General features: G+C 42.7%; 15 protein-coding genes (1 of these 15 cut by a window edge). 11 read left to right on the top strand and 4 right to left on the bottom strand.

Features of this window, described 5'->3' with window-relative positions:
- The first annotated feature begins 198 nt into the window (after positions 1-198).
- Both NSQ49_RS07135 and nikC read left to right on the top strand, forming a co-directional pair.
- Entirely contained in the window at positions 199-1,203 is a 1,005-nt protein-coding gene (locus NSQ49_RS07135) for an ABC transporter permease (RefSeq protein WP_159861898.1), read from the top strand.
- 54 nt (positions 1,204-1,257) lie between these two features.
- Positions 1,258-2,118, top strand: coding sequence for a nickel transporter permease (nikC, locus tag NSQ49_RS07130; protein WP_251283301.1), 861 nt, complete (start codon positions 1,258-1,260; stop codon positions 2,116-2,118).
- Positions 2,119-2,178: 60 nt separating this feature from the next.
- Here the strand turns inward: nikC and NSQ49_RS07125 are convergent, their stop codons facing one another.
- From NSQ49_RS07125 to NSQ49_RS07115, 3 genes are all read right to left on the bottom strand, one after another.
- Positions 2,179-3,258: an FUSC family protein gene (locus NSQ49_RS07125; RefSeq protein ID WP_159861896.1), complete on the bottom strand. Its 1,080-nt coding sequence runs from the start codon at positions 3,256-3,258 to the stop codon at positions 2,179-2,181.
- 488 nt (positions 3,259-3,746) lie between these two features.
- Entirely contained in the window at positions 3,747-8,219 is a 4,473-nt protein-coding gene (locus tag NSQ49_RS07120) for a glutamate synthase-related protein (protein ID WP_159861895.1), read from the bottom strand.
- Between the two features lie 410 nt (positions 8,220-8,629).
- Entirely contained in the window at positions 8,630-9,925 is a 1,296-nt protein-coding gene (locus NSQ49_RS07115) for a glutamate-1-semialdehyde 2,1-aminomutase (RefSeq protein ID WP_159861894.1), read from the bottom strand.
- 192 nt (positions 9,926-10,117) lie between these two features.
- Between NSQ49_RS07115 and NSQ49_RS07110 the strand changes: the two genes are divergently transcribed.
- The 8 genes from NSQ49_RS07110 (at position 10,118) to perR (ending at position 16,081) form a co-directional block, all read left to right on the top strand.
- Positions 10,118-11,125, top strand: a complete 1,008-nt coding sequence (locus NSQ49_RS07110) for an ABC transporter ATP-binding protein (RefSeq protein ID WP_159862423.1) — start codon at positions 10,118-10,120, stop codon at positions 11,123-11,125.
- A gap of 33 nt (positions 11,126-11,158) precedes the next feature.
- Positions 11,159-11,950: an ABC transporter permease gene (locus tag NSQ49_RS07105; RefSeq protein ID WP_159861893.1), complete on the top strand. Its 792-nt coding sequence runs from the start codon at positions 11,159-11,161 to the stop codon at positions 11,948-11,950.
- Positions 11,951-11,953: 3 nt separating this feature from the next.
- The gene (locus tag NSQ49_RS07100) at positions 11,954-12,739 is read left to right on the top strand and encodes an ABC transporter permease (protein WP_159861892.1); all 786 of its coding nucleotides are present in this window, start codon (positions 11,954-11,956) and stop codon (positions 12,737-12,739) included.
- Positions 12,740-12,872: 133 nt separating this feature from the next.
- Positions 12,873-13,286, top strand: coding sequence for a potassium channel family protein (locus tag NSQ49_RS07095; RefSeq protein WP_159861891.1), 414 nt, complete (start codon positions 12,873-12,875; stop codon positions 13,284-13,286).
- Between the two features lie 71 nt (positions 13,287-13,357).
- Positions 13,358-13,834: a thioredoxin-dependent thiol peroxidase gene (bcp, locus tag NSQ49_RS07090; RefSeq protein ID WP_159861890.1), complete on the top strand. Its 477-nt coding sequence runs from the start codon at positions 13,358-13,360 to the stop codon at positions 13,832-13,834.
- Between the two features lie 191 nt (positions 13,835-14,025).
- Positions 14,026-14,976, top strand: coding sequence for a D-2-hydroxyacid dehydrogenase (locus NSQ49_RS07085; protein WP_251283300.1), 951 nt, complete (start codon positions 14,026-14,028; stop codon positions 14,974-14,976).
- A 1-nt stretch (position 14,977) separates the two neighbouring features.
- A complete protein-coding gene (locus tag NSQ49_RS07080) occupies positions 14,978-15,535 on the top strand; it encodes a cob(I)yrinic acid a,c-diamide adenosyltransferase (RefSeq protein WP_251283177.1) in 558 nt (185 codons plus the stop codon).
- A gap of 108 nt (positions 15,536-15,643) precedes the next feature.
- Positions 15,644-16,081, top strand: a complete 438-nt coding sequence (gene perR, locus NSQ49_RS07075) for a peroxide-responsive transcriptional repressor PerR (RefSeq protein WP_162272000.1) — start codon at positions 15,644-15,646, stop codon at positions 16,079-16,081.
- A gap of 114 nt (positions 16,082-16,195) precedes the next feature.
- Here the strand turns inward: perR and NSQ49_RS07070 are convergent, their stop codons facing one another.
- Positions 16,196-16,552 carry a YgzB family protein gene (locus NSQ49_RS07070; protein ID WP_159861887.1) on the bottom strand — a complete coding sequence of 119 codons (357 nt, stop codon included), beginning with the start codon at positions 16,550-16,552 and terminating at the stop codon, positions 16,196-16,198.
- A 150-nt stretch (positions 16,553-16,702) separates the two neighbouring features.
- On the opposite strand from NSQ49_RS07070, the gene NSQ49_RS07065 reads away from it, so the two are divergent.
- On the top strand, positions 16,703-17,320 hold the 5' portion of the coding sequence (locus tag NSQ49_RS07065; RefSeq protein WP_159862422.1) for a nucleotidyltransferase-like protein. The gene runs 258 nt beyond the window's last position; the window shows 618 of its 876 coding nt (coding positions 1-618); its start codon is at positions 16,703-16,705; its stop codon lies off the right edge, out of view.

The following is a 17,320-nucleotide window of genomic DNA, read 5'->3' as shown; positions in this document are numbered from 1 at the left end:
CCGTTTCCTTCCAGAGGGAAAAAACCTTCTTACAGAAACCGTCTTATGCCTGTCGTCCCTAAGCAGTCGCCTCAACTTTTCGGGCAAACCTCCCTAAAAGGCAAAGAACGCCTTTCTGAGAGGCTCGTCTTGTGCTTGTCGGGGGCGAACGAGGCGCTTGCGCTTTTCTTATTAACCTTCAAGAGAGGTGAGATGGCAATGCTGTCCTACACACTAAAAAGACTGTTTTCTCTAATTCCTGTTCTTCTTGGTCTTTCCCTAATCGTCTTTTTTATGATCCGGGCAATCCCCGGTAATCCTGCACAGATTATATTGGGACAATTGGCAACAAAAGAAGCAGTGGAGGAATTAACGAAGCAGCTGGGGCTTGACCAGCCTTGGTACCTTCAATATTTTACATATCTGGGAGATCTTCTTACCGGAGATCTGGGAGAGTCACTCCGTACAAAAACAGAAATCAGCCAGGAAATCTGGCCGTATTTGGCTGCAACAATTGAACTTACATTAGTTGCCATGTTAATTGCTGTTTTTATCGGTGTGAATGCCGGTATCATCAGTGCTTGGTATCAGAACTCATGGTTTGATTATGTGGCAATGGTGCTTGCGCTTATTGGCGTTTCCATGCCGATCTTTTGGCTCGGCTTAATGGAACAGTGGGCATTCGCCATTAAGCTGGACTGGCTTCCTACATCGGGAAGGGAAGAAGTGAGAAATCCGATAGAGGCGATCACGAACATATATATGATTGATACCCTCCTGCAGGGAAGAATCGATCAGTTCTGGGATGTCATCAGACACCTGATTCTGCCGGCATTTGCCCTTGCAACCATCCCAATGGCAATCATCGCAAGGATTACCCGTTCTACGATGCTTGAAGTCATGAGATCCGATTTTGTCAGAACAGCAAGGGCCAAAGGCTTGAGAATGTTTTGGGTTGTTTATAAGCACTCATTAAAGAATGCCATCATTCCAGTTCTTACAATTATTGGTCTTCAAATGGGATTATTGCTTGGAGGAGCCATTTTAACTGAAACGATTTTCAGCTGGCCGGGAATCGGACGATATATTTATGAAGCTATTAATTATCGGGACTATCCTGTTATCCAGTCAGGCATACTTATCATTGCGTTTATTTTTGTCATGATCAATCTGGTTGTAGACTTGCTGTATGCAGCAATTGATCCGCGCATTAAATATAATTAAGGAGGGGGAACGTACTTGGAACTTTCAACACAAAAAGACCTTCAGCCGCCTATTATGCCAGCTGAAGAAAAAGCAGTTTCCCCCTGGGTGGAAGCATGGAGGAGCTTTAGAAAAAATAAACTGGCTTTAATCGGCACCATTATTGTCGTATTTTTCATCATTCTGGCAGTATTTGCACCTCTTATTGCGCCGCAGGGGATTAATGAACAATTGCTGTCAAAAAGGCTTCAGGCTCCATCTAGCCAGCACTGGTTTGGAACAGATGACTTCGGCCGGGATATCTTCTCAAGAGTTGTATATGGGGCAAGGATCTCATTATGGGTAGGCTTTCTTGCCGTAATCGGATCTATTGTAGTTGGATGCCTTTTAGGTGTAGTAGCAGGATATTATGGCAAATGGGTTGATACCATTATTTCCCGTGTTTTTGATATCATGCTTGCTTTCCCAAGCATATTGCTAGCCATTGCAATCGTGGCCGTGCTTGGACCATCATTGAGAAATGCCCTTATTGCCATTGCGGTTATTAATATTCCCAATTTCGGCAGACTGATCCGTTCACGGGTGCTGAGTGTCAAACAGGAGGAATATATTATGGCTGCAAAAGCGATCGGAATGAGCAACAGCCGGATCCTTTTCAGACATGTGCTGCCAAATAGCATGGCACCTATCATTGTGCAGGGAACACTTGCGATTGCAACAGCCATTATTGAATGTGCTGCCCTTGGATTCCTTGGCCTCGGTGCAGAGGCGCCAAATCCTGAATGGGGAAAGATGCTTTCTGATGCGAAGGCATATTTGATCCAGGCTCCATGGACGATGATCTTCCCTGGACTTGCGATCATGCTAACAGTTTTGGGATTTAATTTAATGGGTGATGGATTAAGGGACGCACTTGATCCGCGTATGAAGAATTAACAAAAAAAGCAGCTGACATCAGCTGCTTTTTCCTATGAATAGATGCTGCACCTAACAAGCTTACTCAGCAACATCCGGTATCGAAACCTCATTTTCCTCTTTATGATATGCCTGAAAACTGGAAATAAGTTTATCCAAGTGCTCCACATGTTCATCGTAATCAACAATTGCTGATACAACCTGCATGATATGCGGGAGAATAGATTCTTCATCTTGTTCATGTTCTTTTTGCTGAGCCAGGAAAAGGTTCACCAGTTCCTTTCTGCTCATGCTGAAGTCGCCTTCCTCAAACACTACATTCGGACGAACTTTCCCAATAAATTTAAGCATGATATGTTCATGATAATGGATGAGAATATCAAGCTGCTGCTGCACGGCATGCTGGAATTCTTCAGGCATTTGCTGCAGATCATTTTCAAAGCGATGCAGCTTCTTTAATGTCTCCAGTGAGCGTTTAACTGTGGAAATCATTTGCCTGTAAATAACGAGTTTCCTGGATTTAACCAGGTCATTTCGCTTAAAATAATTTCTTTCCTCTTTATACATATAGTACAGCTGTTCAAGCTTAATATTGCTATCTTTCATTTTATCAATATCGTTTTTTAACAACCTGTGTTCAGATGCATGGCGTATGGTAAGCCTGATCCATTTGGTAATTTCCTCTGTGCTATTGGATATTTTAAAGTAAAGCTTATTTTCGTATTTAGGAGGCAGAAATACAAGGTTAACAATAAAAGCTGACAATACCCCGAGCATAATAGTTGAGAAGCGAATAAGAGCGAATTGCAGAAAGGTATCGCCCGGTGTCTCCATAATGACAATCAGGGTTACAAGTGACAGGCCAATGGTGTTTTCAATTTTAAGCTTAAGATTAATCGTGATTACAATAATAGCTGCCAGCCCTATGATGAAGACATGGTTGCCGAATAAAAGCACAAAAATCACAGCAATTAATGCGCCTATTGCGTTCCCCTGAATCTGTTCAACAATAGATAAATAAGATCGGTAAATGGTCGGCTGAACGGCAAAAATAGCGGCAATTCCTGCAAAGATAGGAGCAGGCAAATTGAAGAGTTCTGATAATAACAGTGCCAGAATGATTGCGATTCCCGTCTTAAGAATGCGGGCGCCAAGTTTCATACAATGTATGTCCTTTCTTTCATTAAAGTTTGATTCATTATAAAACAGGGTGAATGAAACCGTAAAAGCCGTATTTATTCATACTTTAAACGATTTTGTTCATTGTTAAACAATATTGTACTATACAGGGATATGGAAAGAAGTTCAAGGGGCATTTTTATGAAATTTGTATTAAATGTTAGTAAAAAAATTTAGGTTGCCTGAATGATGTGGAAAGTTCAAGAGATTGCTAATAAAGAAGACAGGCTGCAGAAGGAATTATAGGAATTGCTTAATGAGAATGGGGGAGGCTGAGGAGGAATGAGAGGAACTAAAACAAAGGAATAGTGCTGCTTAGCGAAGCGGAGGAGTAGAGAGAGGACCTCAAGCAGCGGAATAGTGCCGCTTAGTGAAGCGCAGGCGAAGTAAAAGAAACAAACACGGTGTGCCAAATAAAGAAGAAAAACCCCCATCCAGATAAACGGATGGGGATCGATTGGTGCAGATAATCACTCTGTGGATACAGATGGATCTGCTTGTTCTTTGACCGGGATGACTTGAACAAAGTGGTCTTCCGGATAATCAAGAAGGGAAGCAAGCTGTGAAGCTTCTTCTGTCTGTCCTTGATCATTAAGCATGGCGATGTATTGGCCAAGCATTTCTTTTACATCTTCCTTTCCTTTGTCGGAAAGTGTTGTAACGGAGACTTTAGCTCCTTTGGCAATTCTGCGCTGGATGGCTTCTTTTGTTAAGCCCATTTCCGGCTGGTGTCTTAAGTAAACAACACCGCCTGTCATTCCTGCGCAGATCCATGGACCGGCATCGCCAAGAACTAATCCTCGGCCATTTGTCATATACTCAAAGGCAAATCCTTTGATATTGGCATTTGAACCGATATTGCCGTATTCTTTTTCAGGCAGCGGCTTTTGCAGCTGGCCGCCGATAATCATATCGGCTCCGGATAATCTGATTCCGGCACGGGCATCAGCATTTCCTTGAGCTACAAGCAAGCCTTGCTGAGCTCCATACCCAAAGCCTTTACCGACTGAGCCATTGTAAAACTTGCCATTTTTGCCTTTGGCTTTAAAGATTTTAATTTGTCCCCCGAACGAAGTTTTTCCGATGCCATCCTGAGCGCCTCCGGCAACTTCGATGTTAATGCCAAAGCTATTGTAAGCTCCAAGGCCATTGCCCGGGATGGAACCGCCTTTGTATTTCAGATTAACTTGCGGAAGAGTTTTATATGAACCGTCCAGTCTGTCTCTTACACGGTGGCAGGAAACCCGGCTTCCCAATACCCGCTGCTCGGACGTGATGCTATGGAATTCACGTGACTGATCAAGTTCTTCTACACTTGCATCAAGGTACTCCGCTCCAACAGCTACCTGCAGCTGTGCTTCCTGCAGGGCTTCAGGTGCTTCCTGGGCAGAGAATTGGCCGATTTCAAGTGTTTTCAGCAGGTGAGTCAAATCAAGCTGATCCTGTCCCTTAATCTGTACAAGCAGATCAGAACGGCCTACTGCATCCTGCAGATTTTTAATGCCGATAGCAGCAGACAATGCTTTCAGTTCTTCTCCAAAAGCTGTAAACAGGTTCATAATGCCTTTGACAGCAAGATCAAATTGGCGTGGAACAAATCGTCTTAAGCCATGTTCTTTCGCCTGTGCCTCTGAATCAATTTGAGTTGCAATCCCAACATGGCAAGTATCAAGGTGGCAGCCGCGGCATGTCGTACACCCGATGGCGAGCATGGAAAGTGTGCCAAATCCTACACGGTTAGCACCTAGCAGCATAACCTTTAATACGTCTGCGGCACTCTTGATTCCGCCATCAGCCCAAAGCTCTACATTATGGCGGATGCCAGCTTCTAGCAGTGCGTTGTGAGCTGCCTTAACACCAATCTCCACTGGAAGGCCTACGTGCTGCAGGGCATGAATTCTCGCTGCCCCTGTACCTCCGTCAAAGCCGCTCAGTGTGATAATATCCGCACCAGCTTTTGCAATCCCGACTGCAATTGTTCCGATATTCGGTACAACCGGCACTTTTACAGCAACCTTAGCTTTGTCATTGGCAGTCTTAAGCTCGTGAATCATCTGTGCCAAATCTTCAATCGAGTAAATATCATGGTTGTTGGAAGGTGAGATCAAATCCGATCCGATTGTCGCATTACGTGCCTCGGCAATTTTGGCCGTAACCTTGGATCCAGGAAGATGCCCGCCTTCACCAGGCTTAGCACCCTGCCCAATTTTGATTTCCAGCAGGTTGGATGAATTTAGGAGCTCGGCATTCACACCGAAGCGTCCGGATGCCACCTGCTGTCCGCGGGTTCTCGGATACTTTCCAAGCATATCCTTGATTTCTCCGCCTTCTCCATTCAGGCTGACCATGTTCAGCCTGTCAGCGCCTTCTGCATAGGCTCTAAAGGCCGTTTCATTCTGAGAACCAAAGGACATGGAGGAGATGACAAATGGCAAATCATGCTCGCCCACATGCAGGCTGATATCTTCTGCTTTTAGCTGAGAAGCCGTTTCCTTAAATCCGGTTAAATGGCGGATTGTTGTCGGGTTCTGGTCTTCCTGTTCAGTGATTTTCTCCTTGTAAGCACTGTAGTCACCAGTCGATGCCACTTCGCCAATTGCTTTCCAGATACGCGGGAAAAGGCTGAACGTTTTACCGATTCGTTCTTTTTCATTCTGGTAATCTTCAGCTCTTGCAAATGCATCTTCCTTTAAAGTGTTAAAGCTAAACGATAGCTCTTTAGATCCGAAGAAATTGACGATATTCAGGTATTCAGCTAATTCTTCGTGAAGACCTATGGCAGAGAATAAACGTCCATAGCCTCTTAACTCATGAATCCCGATTGTTGAAATGACTTTTTCAAGGCCTTTTGTCAGTGCTGAGTATAGATTCTTCAGCGGTGTTTCAGATTCGCCCAGAACGGTCATAAACATATAATAAGGACTGATAATATCGGCACCTAAACCGAATGCAGTAATAATATCATGAAGCGATCTGATTGAAGCTGAACGCAGCAATAGGGAACATTCACGGCGCATTGCTTCTTTAACAAGAGCCTGATCGATTGCAGAAACTGCCAGGTGCGGATCAATCCAGTAAGAGTCATCCTGATGAGCATTAGCATCATCCAGTACAAGCAGAGTTTTGCCATTCTTAACAGCATCTACTGCTTCTGATGCTAAACGGTCTAAAGCTTCTTTTACCGTTTCATCTTTCGTAAATGTGGAAGATAAATAAGATATCAGCTTTTGTTCGTGATAGAAGCCTGTTACCTGGTCGTAGCTCGGCTGATTTAGTTCATCGGAACATTCGTAGCCTGCTTTTCCTTCTATTAAAATAGGAGTCTGCAATTCAATTACGGCCGCTGGCTCCTGCTTTTCAAATAGAGAAGGGCGCTTTCCTATAATTGTGCGGGTTGAGAAATGCTCCGTTTCCCGGTCACGGTCAATCGCAGGGTTAGTAACAACAGCAACACTTTCCTTGATAAAATCAGCAATATTTTTCCGCTGAGGATTTAGTGCTGCTAAAGGAGAATCGTGTCCAAGAGAACGAATTGGCTCCGCGCCTTTTTCTGCCATTTGCTCGACAAGCTGGACATGATCTCTCTCCCAGCCGAACGCTTTATACTGCCCGTTATGAATCTTATCCGGGTAATTTACAGAAATGGTTTTTTCCAATTTTGGAGACTGCAGGCGAATCCTGAAGTTATCAGATTTCACTCTCTTTGAAAATCTGTTAAAAACTTCAGCCTGATAACGGCTGTGCTCGTAAACAGCCAGTGTATCACCGTCCCATTTCAGACCAACCTTTTCACCTGGTGATAGAGGCTTAGGTTCATTTACATATTCGCTGGATGGAATGATTCCTGGCTCTGATGAAAACAGGTAAGAGCTTTCTGTTTCAAGCATCCATAGCGGGCGAAGACCTAATGCATCAACACTGAACACTGCCTCATCTGCAAATCGCGAAATAATCCCTGCTGGTCCCTGGGCAAAATGTCCCCATGCTTCCCTGATATAGGCATACATATCCTGAAGATGATCAGGGTATGACTTGATTTCATTTACGATAGGAGGGAACATAACGTCCATTGCTTCAAAGAGACTATAGCCGTCACGGCAAATTAACGTTTCAAGTGTTCTGCTCAGATCCTGTGAGTCACTGCCGTCTTTTACCAGCGGAACGCCGACCATTTTGGCTTCATCTCTAAGCTTGGCAATCGTGTTGATTTCCCCATTGTGTCCGAGCACGCTAAAAGGCTGCACGCGGAAAAAGCTTGATAATGTGTTAGTTGAATAGCGATTATGGCCAAGCGTCATTGTTGATGCAACAAGAGGGCTTGCCAGGTCGTGATAATATTTCGGAAGAATATCTCCTGCACCCATTACTTTGTAAACAGCGTGATGCTGGCTAAGGGAAGCGACATGGACATGTTCGTTTTCTTCAAAGTCAATGATTAATTCAAACAGCTTTTTGGAAAGCTCTGTCCCAGCCGAATCTGCTAAACAGGCAAACTGCCAGAATACGGGATTTTCCTGTATGGCAATCGGTCCTAAAGCTGATGATTCGGTTACTTCGTCAGATGCATAAATAACCGTTAGATTTGCGTCATCAAGTTTCTGCAGCAAGATCGCTTTCAGTGATTCAGTATCCTGCTTTCTGGACATAAATACATGTCCAACCACAAATCCTTCTTTTTCTGCTGCTTTAGAATCAGCTCCTGCTGCCTTTAATTTTTCTTTCCATAGCTCTCTTGGGATATCAATATGGATCCCTACACCGTCGCCTTCTCCATTAATAAAACCGGCACGGTGATTCATCGTAACAAGCGCATTGATACAGCTGAAAATATTTTCGCGGGTTGGGACTTTCTTTTTCTCCATTGCAGAAACGATGCCGCACGCATCGTGCTCCTGGCGGTGAAACTCTTTAAAAAGTGAAGGACTCCATTGATGTAATGTCATAAAATTCGGCTGAAAATAAGGCTGTGCCTTAAAGCCGTTCACCTCCTGAAAAATAGTAATCTATAAGATTTTTTTGGTTTACGGGTTTTAAAAGAGGATGGTACAAAGTTATTTTTGGTTTGAAAGGTAAATGCATGGAGCATTTATTAAAAGAATAGTTGGATAATTCGGGATACGCTGCTGACGTAAAGGTCTTTATGTCAGCGTCATCCGCTCTTACACAAAAGATTTCTCCCATCATATCATATGAATTTTCAGAAATCAATTATTTATACAAAAAGTTGGATATGGTTTTAGGTGGAATATTGGATTTTGCATAAAACAAACCTATTATTGTAAACGTTTTCATTGCTATGAATAAAGAAAACGGAAGCATTTCTGCTCCCGTGAATGTATAAAATAGTGAATATTTATTTGTCATTTAGTTGCTGAAATGCGTTTTGCACCGCATGAAGCGTGGCCTGAATATCTTCCTCTGTATGCGCGATTGTGATAAACCAGGCTTCATATTTTGATGGAGCCAGATTTATTCCCTGATTAAGCATCAGCTTGAAGAATTTTGCAAACATCTCTCCATCGGTATTTTCCGCCTGCTCATAATTCACTACTTTTTCTTCCGTAAAGTAGATTGTCAGAGCACCTTTTAATCGATTAATTGTAATTGGGACATTTTGTTCTTCAGCAGCATCACTAATTCCCTTTTCAAGCATTTCTCCCAGTCTGTCCAGATATTCATAGACACCCGGCTGCTTCAAAACTTCGAGGCATGCAATTCCAGATAAAATTGACGCTGGATTTCCAGCCATTGTACCAGCTTGATAAGCTGGACCTAAAGGAGCAACTGTCTCCATAATTTCTTTCTTTCCGCCATATGCGCCGATTGGAAGGCCGCCTCCAATAATTTTACCCATGGCTGTCAAGTCCGGTTTTACTCCAAGCAGGTCCTGAGCACCGCCATACATAAAACGGAAAGCTGTGATGACTTCATCATAAATGACAAGTGCACCAGCTGCATGTGTTAATTCGTTAACCTGCTCCAGGAACCCTGGTTTTGGTTCAACAATACCAAAGTTGCCGACAATCGGTTCTACCAATACAGCGGCAATCTGGTCTCCCCATTTTTCCAGCGCTTCTTTATATGGTTCGATTTCATTGAAAGGAACCGTGATCACTTCCTGGGCAATGCTCTTTGGAACTCCGGCAGAGTCAGGTGTTCCGAGTGTTGAAGGTCCTGAACCTGCAGCAACCAGAACCAGATCGGAATGGCCGTGATAGCAGCCGGCAAACTTAATGATTTTGTCCCTGCCCGTATACGCCCTTGCAACGCGGATCGTGGTCATAACAGCTTCAGTTCCTGAGTTCACAAAGCGGACTTTGTCCAAATTAGGCATTGCTTCCTTTAGCATTTCGGCGAATTTCACTTCATGTGGTGTGGGAGTTCCATATAATACGCCGCGCTCAGCAGCTGATTTAATTGCTTCTGTAATATGCGGATGGGCATGTCCCGTAATGATGGGGCCGTATGCAGCCAGATAATCAATATATTGATTGCCGTCCACATCCCAAAAATAAGCTCCCTGTGCACGTTCCATTGCAACGGGCGAGCCGCCGCCAACTGCTTTATAGGAGCGGGAAGGACTATTAACTCCTCCGACAATATGTTCTAAAGCTTGTTTATGCAGCCGTTCAGAATTAGTAAATTGCATGTTATTCCTCCTGATTAAATCCATTTATTCATCCGTCATTATTTTAACATGTTTGGAAGGGACTTCGTCCAATCTGAAGGATGGCGGAGTATTCTGTATTTTAATGTTAAGAATTGAAGCAATCTAGTTGTGAAGAATGAGCTGTTTGTCTAAACTATTTCATTAGGGTATTAAGAGGCAGGAGGAATAATGATGACAGATGCAATAACAGTCCGGAACTTAAAAAAGGAGTTTAAGGCATATTCCAGCCGCTCTGGATTAAAGGGTGCCTTCCGCGACTTGCTGACAAGGAATTATAAGATTGTCCCGGCAGTGAACAATATCAGTTTTCAAGTAAAGCAAGGCGAGATGGTCGGATATATAGGTGAAAATGGAGCAGGGAAGTCAACCACCATTAAAATGCTGACGGGAATCCTAACCCCATCGAGCGGTGAAGTGATCGTGAATGGAATGAATCCGCATAAAGACCGCGAGACATTCGTGAGCACGATTGGCGTTGTTTTCGGCCAGAGATCTCAGCTTTGGTGGGATATTGCTGTTCAGGAATCCTTCAGGCTGCTTAAAAAGGTGTACAAAGTTTCGGATGAGCAATACGACAGTCATATGACACATGTTATCAAGACATTGGATATTGAACCTCTGCTTGATAAACCGGTCCGTAAGCTGTCACTTGGGCAGCGAATGAGGTGTGAACTGGCAGCGGCACTCATCCACAATCCGCCGCTGCTGTTTCTGGATGAACCGACTATTGGGCTTGATGTGCTTGTTAAATTAAAGATCAGAGAGTTTTTAAAAGAAATAAATGAAAAATACAATACAACTATTCTGCTGACGACTCATGACCTATCGGATATTGAGGCGCTGTGCGAACGCGTGGTTATGCTGGATGAGGGAAAAATCATTTATGACGGGGCATTGAAAAGCCTGAAGGAAAAATGGGGAGAAGGGAAGGAAATAGAATTCCAATTCCTTGAAGATGTGACCCTGAACGACTTAAACCAAATAACGGCTACATCGGAAGTGAAATGGGAGAAGGATGAGAAGGAAGCAATCTTTACAGCCTTTGCAGAGGATAATGATGAATTGATCTCCCTGCTGATTGCCAAAGTGGTTGCCGAATTGAAGGTGAAAGACATTAATATTAAAGAAACGTCAACAGAGGAAATCATAAGAAATATATATGACCGGGGGATCTCTTAATGAAAGGATTTATTTATATCCGGGGGTGTTCCTGTGGATAAATATATAGAAATGATTCGGATCCGCTTTTTGATGATGCTTGCCTACCGGACCAATTACTATACAGGCATTCTGATATACAGCATTAATATTGGCGCTTACTATTTCTTGTGGAGTGCTATATATGGAGAAAAGGATGCGATTGAGGGAATGTCTGTAATCCAGATGTCGACGTATGTGGCTGTAGCATGGATGGCAAGGGCTTTTTACTTTAATAACATAGACAGGGAAATGGCTGCAGAGATAAAAGAAGGAAAAGTAGCGGTGGAACTGATCCGGCCATATAATTATTTAGGCATGAAAACCATGCAGGGGCTGGGAGAGGGGATCTTCCGTCTCTTCTTTTTCTCAGTTCCTGGCATGGTTATCGTCTCGTTCATTTTTCCGCTCCAATTCTCTGCGGATTGGACGACCTGGGTTTTCTTTGCGATATCGATTATATTAAGTTTTTTTATCAATACGCAAATCAATTTGCTGACAGGTATTACCACTTTCTTCTTATATAATAATACTGGGCTTATCCGGGCCAAACGAGTTGTGATTGATCTATTTTCAGGCCTGTTGATTCCTATCAGCTTTTTCCCTTTATGGGCACAGGATGTATTAAAATATCTGCCATTCCAGGGTATCAGCTATGTACCGAGCATGATTTTTACAAGTAGCTTTTCAGACAACGAAGCCATCCAGGCGATTATGATGCAGGGAATCTGGGTTCTTATTTTGATCATACCCATTCAGATTCTGTGGATCATTGCTAAAAAACAGCTCGTTATTCAAGGAGGGTGACGCATGTTTTATATAGTTATTTTCTTTCAATATGTCGCCCAATATATGAAAACAAGAATGCAATACCGTGCAGATTTATTTGTTGAAATCTTTTCAGATCTTCTTTTTCAGGCAGTCAACTTAATTTTTATCTTAGTCGTGTTTGGGCATACAAATCTGCTTGGTGGCTGGACGAGAGATGAAATCATCTTTATTTACGGATTTTTTCTTGTCCCTTATGCACTGTTTTCCTCATTCTTTAACATTTGGGATTTCAATGAGAGGTATATCGTAAAAGGGGAACTCGACAGGATACTGACCAGACCAATTCATAGTTTGTTTCAAATCGTATTGGAACGGATGGAACTTGAGTCCTTATTTGGTGCAGTAACGGGCATTGCAGTTATGATTTATGCAGGAAACAGACTTGGCATAGGGATTTCCTGGTCAGACCCAATCTTATTTTTCTTATTTGTGTTAGGCGGAATGCTTGTATACGGAGGCATCTTTGTTATGATTGCCTGTATCAGCTTTTGGGCGGATGCAAGAACATCCATCATGCCGATGATGTATAACATCGGGAATTATGGAAGGTATCCGGTTGATATTTATAACAGTGTCATACGATTCGTCCTAACCTGGGTGCTTCCGTTTGCCTTTGTTGGCGTGTATCCAGCTTCATACTTTTTGGGAAAAGAGGAATGGTTTTTGTACTCCTTTTTGACACCTGTAATCGGAACCATATTTTTCGGCATTTCGATTCTGACGTGGAATGCAGGCGTGAAGCGTTATCGAGGTGCGGGCAATTAGCCGGGTTAATTCCTGGCTTTTTTTATTGGGCGGACCTTTCCCATCCAGCAAGGGGTTATAGAGACAGGCTGTCATACAGGACTGGGTATATGCGTATAATTGAATTGATAAGCATTTCGAAACGAGGTGCAGTATGGCATTTTATTTATCGCTGATTTTAATCGTGCTGTGCATGATCATGAGTCTGCAGACTTTATTTTCATCAGCCAAGATAAAGGGTAGATGGGTTTCGATGGAGAATTTCCTGTATCTCATAAGTTTGTATGCAACGATTTTGATTGGGTTTGGCCTGATTTATATTTGGCTTGATTTACATGGGCTGGTGGTGCTGATGGACGGCACCGACTATATGGAGACCGGTTTCCTCGAGAAACTGGAGTCGGGCTTTTATTTTAGTGCGGTAACCCTTTTTTCTGTTGGGTATGGAGATATCAGTCCTGTTGGAATAGGCAGGCTTATAGCGGTGCTCGAAGCGTTAATTGGCTATGTGATCCCGGCAGCATTTGTAGCCAGAGTGGTATTTGATGCCGGTGACCGTGCTTTATAGATATCAGTTGTTTTTGGCCGCAAAGTTGGATAGGCTTAGAGTAAGAAACCTATTCAACAGGGGGAATGAAAATGACAATTGAAATCGGTAAAACGGCTCCAGATTTTGAGCTCGAATCCAGCAATGGTGAAAAGGTAAAATTATCAGATTACCGCGGGAAGAATGTTGTGCTTTATTTTTACCCGAAAGACATGACGCCTGGCTGCACGACTCAGGCATGTGATTTCAGGGACCAGCATCAGAATTTTGCAGATGTGAATGCAGTCGTTTTAGGGGTAAGCCCTGATCCGCTCAGCAGACATGAAAAGTTTATTGAAAAGCATGGTCTGCCTTTCCTGCTCCTTGCAGATGAAGACCATGAAGCTGCAGAAGCGTACGGTGTATGGAAATTGAAAAAGAACTTCGGGAAAGAATATATGGGTATTGAGCGTTCAACCTTTATTATTGACCAGGAAGGCAAGCTCGTGAAAGAATGGCGCAAGGTAAAGGTCAAGGGTCATGTCGAGGAGGCGCTTGAGTATATCAGGGAGAATTTGACCCAGCCTTAAATAGGTTGCCTATTTTTTATCGGAACAAGGCTTTTGTCCATTCCGAAGAACAAGTTTTGCATATCATTGTATTAGGGCATACCTCCTCAGATACTTTATTGAAACGGACCTGAACAGGTTCGTTTTTTTTATTATTTTTTCCTTTGATCGATGGGTGGTATGATGAACAAAACAATGCTGGAGTGGTGTTTATGAATATTGTGTCTTCCATTATGCCTCCCGAAGAGCTGAGTCAGGAGGTAGTTCGGGATTTCCCTGAGGGAGAATTCCTGTTTTTTGACGGAATAGAAGCTGCGGGGGAATCCTTTTTTAGTGCTGAAGTATTTATTACTTATGGAGAAGATCTGACAGAGGAACATATAAATAAAACAACAAAACTAAAGTGGATTATGGTGATGTCTGCGGGAATGGATGAAATGCCATTGAAATCCTGCAAGGAGAAAGGCATCTTAATTACAAATGCAAGAGGAATCCATAAAATCCCCATGGCTGAATTTGCGCTTGGCACTATGTTAGGGCATGTTAAACAGAAGGCATTGCTGATGGAAAACGAAAAGGCGAGAGTCTGGAATCGTAATCTGCCAATAGAAGAGCTTCATGGGAAAACATTATTAATCATTGGTGTAGGTGCAATAGGGGGAGAGATAGCAAGACTCGCAAAATGTTTTGGTATGAAAGTGGCTAGAGTGAATAGGAACGGACGGGAAAATCCATGGACGGATGGTATTTATCCTGTCAGCGGGCTTACCCAGATCCTTCCTGAAGCTGATTTTATCGTTTCAATCCTTCCCAGTACGCCTGAAACGAAACATCTGTTAAAAGAAGAGCATTTTATTGCTATGAAGGATTCTGCTGTGTTTATGAATATTGGAAGAGGAGATCTCGTTGAGGAGAAAGTGCTGCTATCCGCCCTTGAAAAAAAACAGCTTTCACATGCCTATCTGGACGTTTTTGAAAATGAGCCTCTGCCTGAGGGGCATCCCTTCTGGAGTATGGAGAATGTCACAGTCACACCACATCTGTCAAGCCGAACTAAAAACTATTTACCGAGATCTTTTGAAATTTTTAAGCATAACCTTCATACATATATAAAAAATAACAAAGATTATATGAATGTGGTCGATCTTGAAAGAGGGTATTGAAATGAGAATCTATACTAAAACGGGGGATAACGGGACAACGTCACTAATATATGGACAGCGGGTCAGTAAGAATGACATCCGCGTAGAGGCATATGGTTCATGTGATGAGGCGAATTCCATGATTGGAATGGCATTAAGCCATTTGAGAAGCGAGTATTTCAGCGGTAAGGAAAAAGCGGAACAGGTATTTCATAAGGTGCAGACAGACTTGTTCCACGCAGGAGCAGAATTGGCAACCCCCGCAGGAAAAAAAGTCAAATGGACGATAAAGCAAGAGGATATCACCTTCATGGAAAAGCAAATTGATGAGTGGGAAGCTGATCTTACAGCACTTAATAACTTTATTTTGCCTGGCGGTCATCCTTCAGGAGCGGCATTCCATGTAGCGCGAACCGTTGTCAGAAGAGCGGAACGACGTGCAGTGTCACTCGGTGAAGAAATTAATCCGCTCGTTTTAGTCTATCTGAACCGGCTTTCTGATCTGCTGTTTGTTGCTGCGCGATTTGTGAATCACCATTTGGGCACTGGTGAACAATCACTGCACGATGAAAAGAGCTGATTCCCTCTATTGAGGTGTTTGTAATATTGACAAATGTGGTAAAAGATTAGTACACTATTTATAAAGATTATAAAGTAATAATATTTGTTGGAAAAGAGGTGCATGGCGGTGGCGCATATGGAATTAAAAGAGGCGCTGGATACTTTAAAAGACACTGGAGTACGTATCACTCCGCAGCGTCATGCGATACTTGAATATTTAATAAACTCCATGTCACACCCGACTGCTGACGATATTTACAAAGCATTAGAGGGAAAATTCCCGAATATGAGTGTGGCCACAGTTTACAATAATTTACGAGTATTCCGTGAGGTTGGCCTGGTAAAGGAACTGACATATGGTGATGCATCGAGCCGCTTCGATTTTGTAACCACTCATCATTATCATGTCATTTGTGAAAGCTGCGGGAAGATTGTAGATTTCCACTATCCTGGCCTGGATGAAGTAGAACACCTTGCTTCGCATGTAACAGGTTTTAAAATCAGCCATCATAGAATGGAGATTTACGGAACATGTCCAGATTGTGCAAGCAAAGAAGCTCATTAATAATTTTTAAAGCTGCCGGCGCTGTGCTGTCAGCTTTTTATTTTTATTCAAATAAAAAACCGGCTATTGGAAAGCCGGTCATTTCAGTACATGGATATGGAAGCAAGAGATGATTCAGCTCTGCTTCGTATTTTTTTTGTTGTATTTTTCATCAAATTCAACGCCCTCGAGATTTGGATCAAGCGTCAAAGGTTCATTACAGTACATGCACATATCAACGCGGCCGAGCATCTTGGTGTGTTTTCCGCAGTTAGGGCAAACCACCTGCACGGTTTTTGTTGATAGCATGCCGATCCAAAAATAAACACCGGTGCTCGCGAGAATGCAGAGCATCCCAAGAAGCATAAATATTGTCATGAGAAGAGCGGAATTCCTAAAGAATATTCCGAGATACATAACGATAAATCCGATAAAAATTAAACTAAGGGCAAATGTTCGAATCTTATTGATTTTATTTGAGTACTTAGCCATACTGCTCCCTCCTAAAACCTAACTATACCACACTCCTTTTGCTGAAATAAATATTAATATAGAATGGTGTCGAAAAATGTCTCACCTTTAGGAAGGATTTCATTTATAATTGTCGAAGATATACGCTATCAATAAAATGGAGGAATTATGATGGAAGATATTCTCCGTCCTATATACCAGGAACGGGCAAGCCAGACAAACACTCTAGGCGTGATTATGACCGAAAAAATGCATAAGGCTATTCCTGCTACTGATACATTTGATGCTGTACTGCTAATCCTTGTTGAGGAAGCCGATGAACCTGTATTTGTTAAACATTACACATATAAAGATAAAAAAGCAGCTCTTCATATTGTGACCGATAAGCAGCTCCGCGAATGGATCCTGCTGGGGTCGAACCGAAAGATCTTTGACTGGCTTTATAATGGAAAAGTTTTATTTGATCGAAATGAATATATTCATAACCTGAAGGTGGAATTAAGAGAATTTCCGTTCTATGGACGAAAATTAAAAATGGGGCTTGAGTTTGCCAAGCTGATCAGACGATATATGGATGGAAAAGCCTTCTTTGAAAATCGCCATTATTTCGATGCCTATAACCATATTGTTCATTCCCTTCATCATTTGGCCAGGCTTGCTGTTATCGAAAATGGATTCCATCCGGAAGTAACTGTCTGGAATCAGGTGAAGCAAATTGAACCTGAAATAATGAAACTATATGAAGAATTGGTAAATAGCCAGGAGCCTCTTGAAAAAAGGCTGGAGCTG

The organism is Cytobacillus sp. FSL R5-0377, from assembly GCF_038004385.1.
Lineage (GTDB): Bacteria > Bacillota > Bacilli > Bacillales > Cytobacillaceae > Cytobacillus.
This window is presented reverse-complemented; position numbering and strand designations above follow the sequence as displayed.

What these genes read in the sequence shown, in the direction of transcription:
- NSQ49_RS07135 (WP_159861898.1), top strand. Translation starts at nt 199, where the DNA reads ATGCTGTCCTACACACTAAAAAGACTGTTTTCTCTAATTCCTGTTCTT.
- nikC (WP_251283301.1), top strand. Translation starts at nt 1,258, where the DNA reads ATGCCAGCTGAAGAAAAAGCAGTTTCCCCCTGGGTGGAAGCATGGAGG.
- NSQ49_RS07125 (WP_159861896.1), bottom strand. Translation starts at nt 3,258, where the DNA reads ATGAAACTTGGCGCCCGCATTCTTAAGACGGGAATCGCAATCATTCTG.
- NSQ49_RS07120 (WP_159861895.1), bottom strand. Translation starts at nt 8,219, where the DNA reads ATGACATTACATCAATGGAGTCCTTCACTTTTTAAAGAGTTTCACCGC.
- NSQ49_RS07115 (WP_159861894.1), bottom strand. Translation starts at nt 9,925, where the DNA reads ATGCAATTTACTAATTCTGAACGGCTGCATAAACAAGCTTTAGAACAT.
- NSQ49_RS07110 (WP_159862423.1), top strand. Translation starts at nt 10,118, where the DNA reads ATGACAGATGCAATAACAGTCCGGAACTTAAAAAAGGAGTTTAAGGCA.
- NSQ49_RS07100 (WP_159861892.1), top strand. Translation starts at nt 11,954, where the DNA reads ATGTTTTATATAGTTATTTTCTTTCAATATGTCGCCCAATATATGAAA.
- NSQ49_RS07095 (WP_159861891.1), top strand. Translation starts at nt 12,873, where the DNA reads ATGGCATTTTATTTATCGCTGATTTTAATCGTGCTGTGCATGATCATG.
- bcp (WP_159861890.1), top strand. Translation starts at nt 13,358, where the DNA reads ATGACAATTGAAATCGGTAAAACGGCTCCAGATTTTGAGCTCGAATCC.
- NSQ49_RS07085 (WP_251283300.1), top strand. Translation starts at nt 14,026, where the DNA reads ATGAATATTGTGTCTTCCATTATGCCTCCCGAAGAGCTGAGTCAGGAG.
- NSQ49_RS07080 (WP_251283177.1), top strand. Translation starts at nt 14,978, where the DNA reads ATGAGAATCTATACTAAAACGGGGGATAACGGGACAACGTCACTAATA.
- NSQ49_RS07070 (WP_159861887.1), bottom strand. Translation starts at nt 16,552, where the DNA reads ATGGCTAAGTACTCAAATAAAATCAATAAGATTCGAACATTTGCCCTT.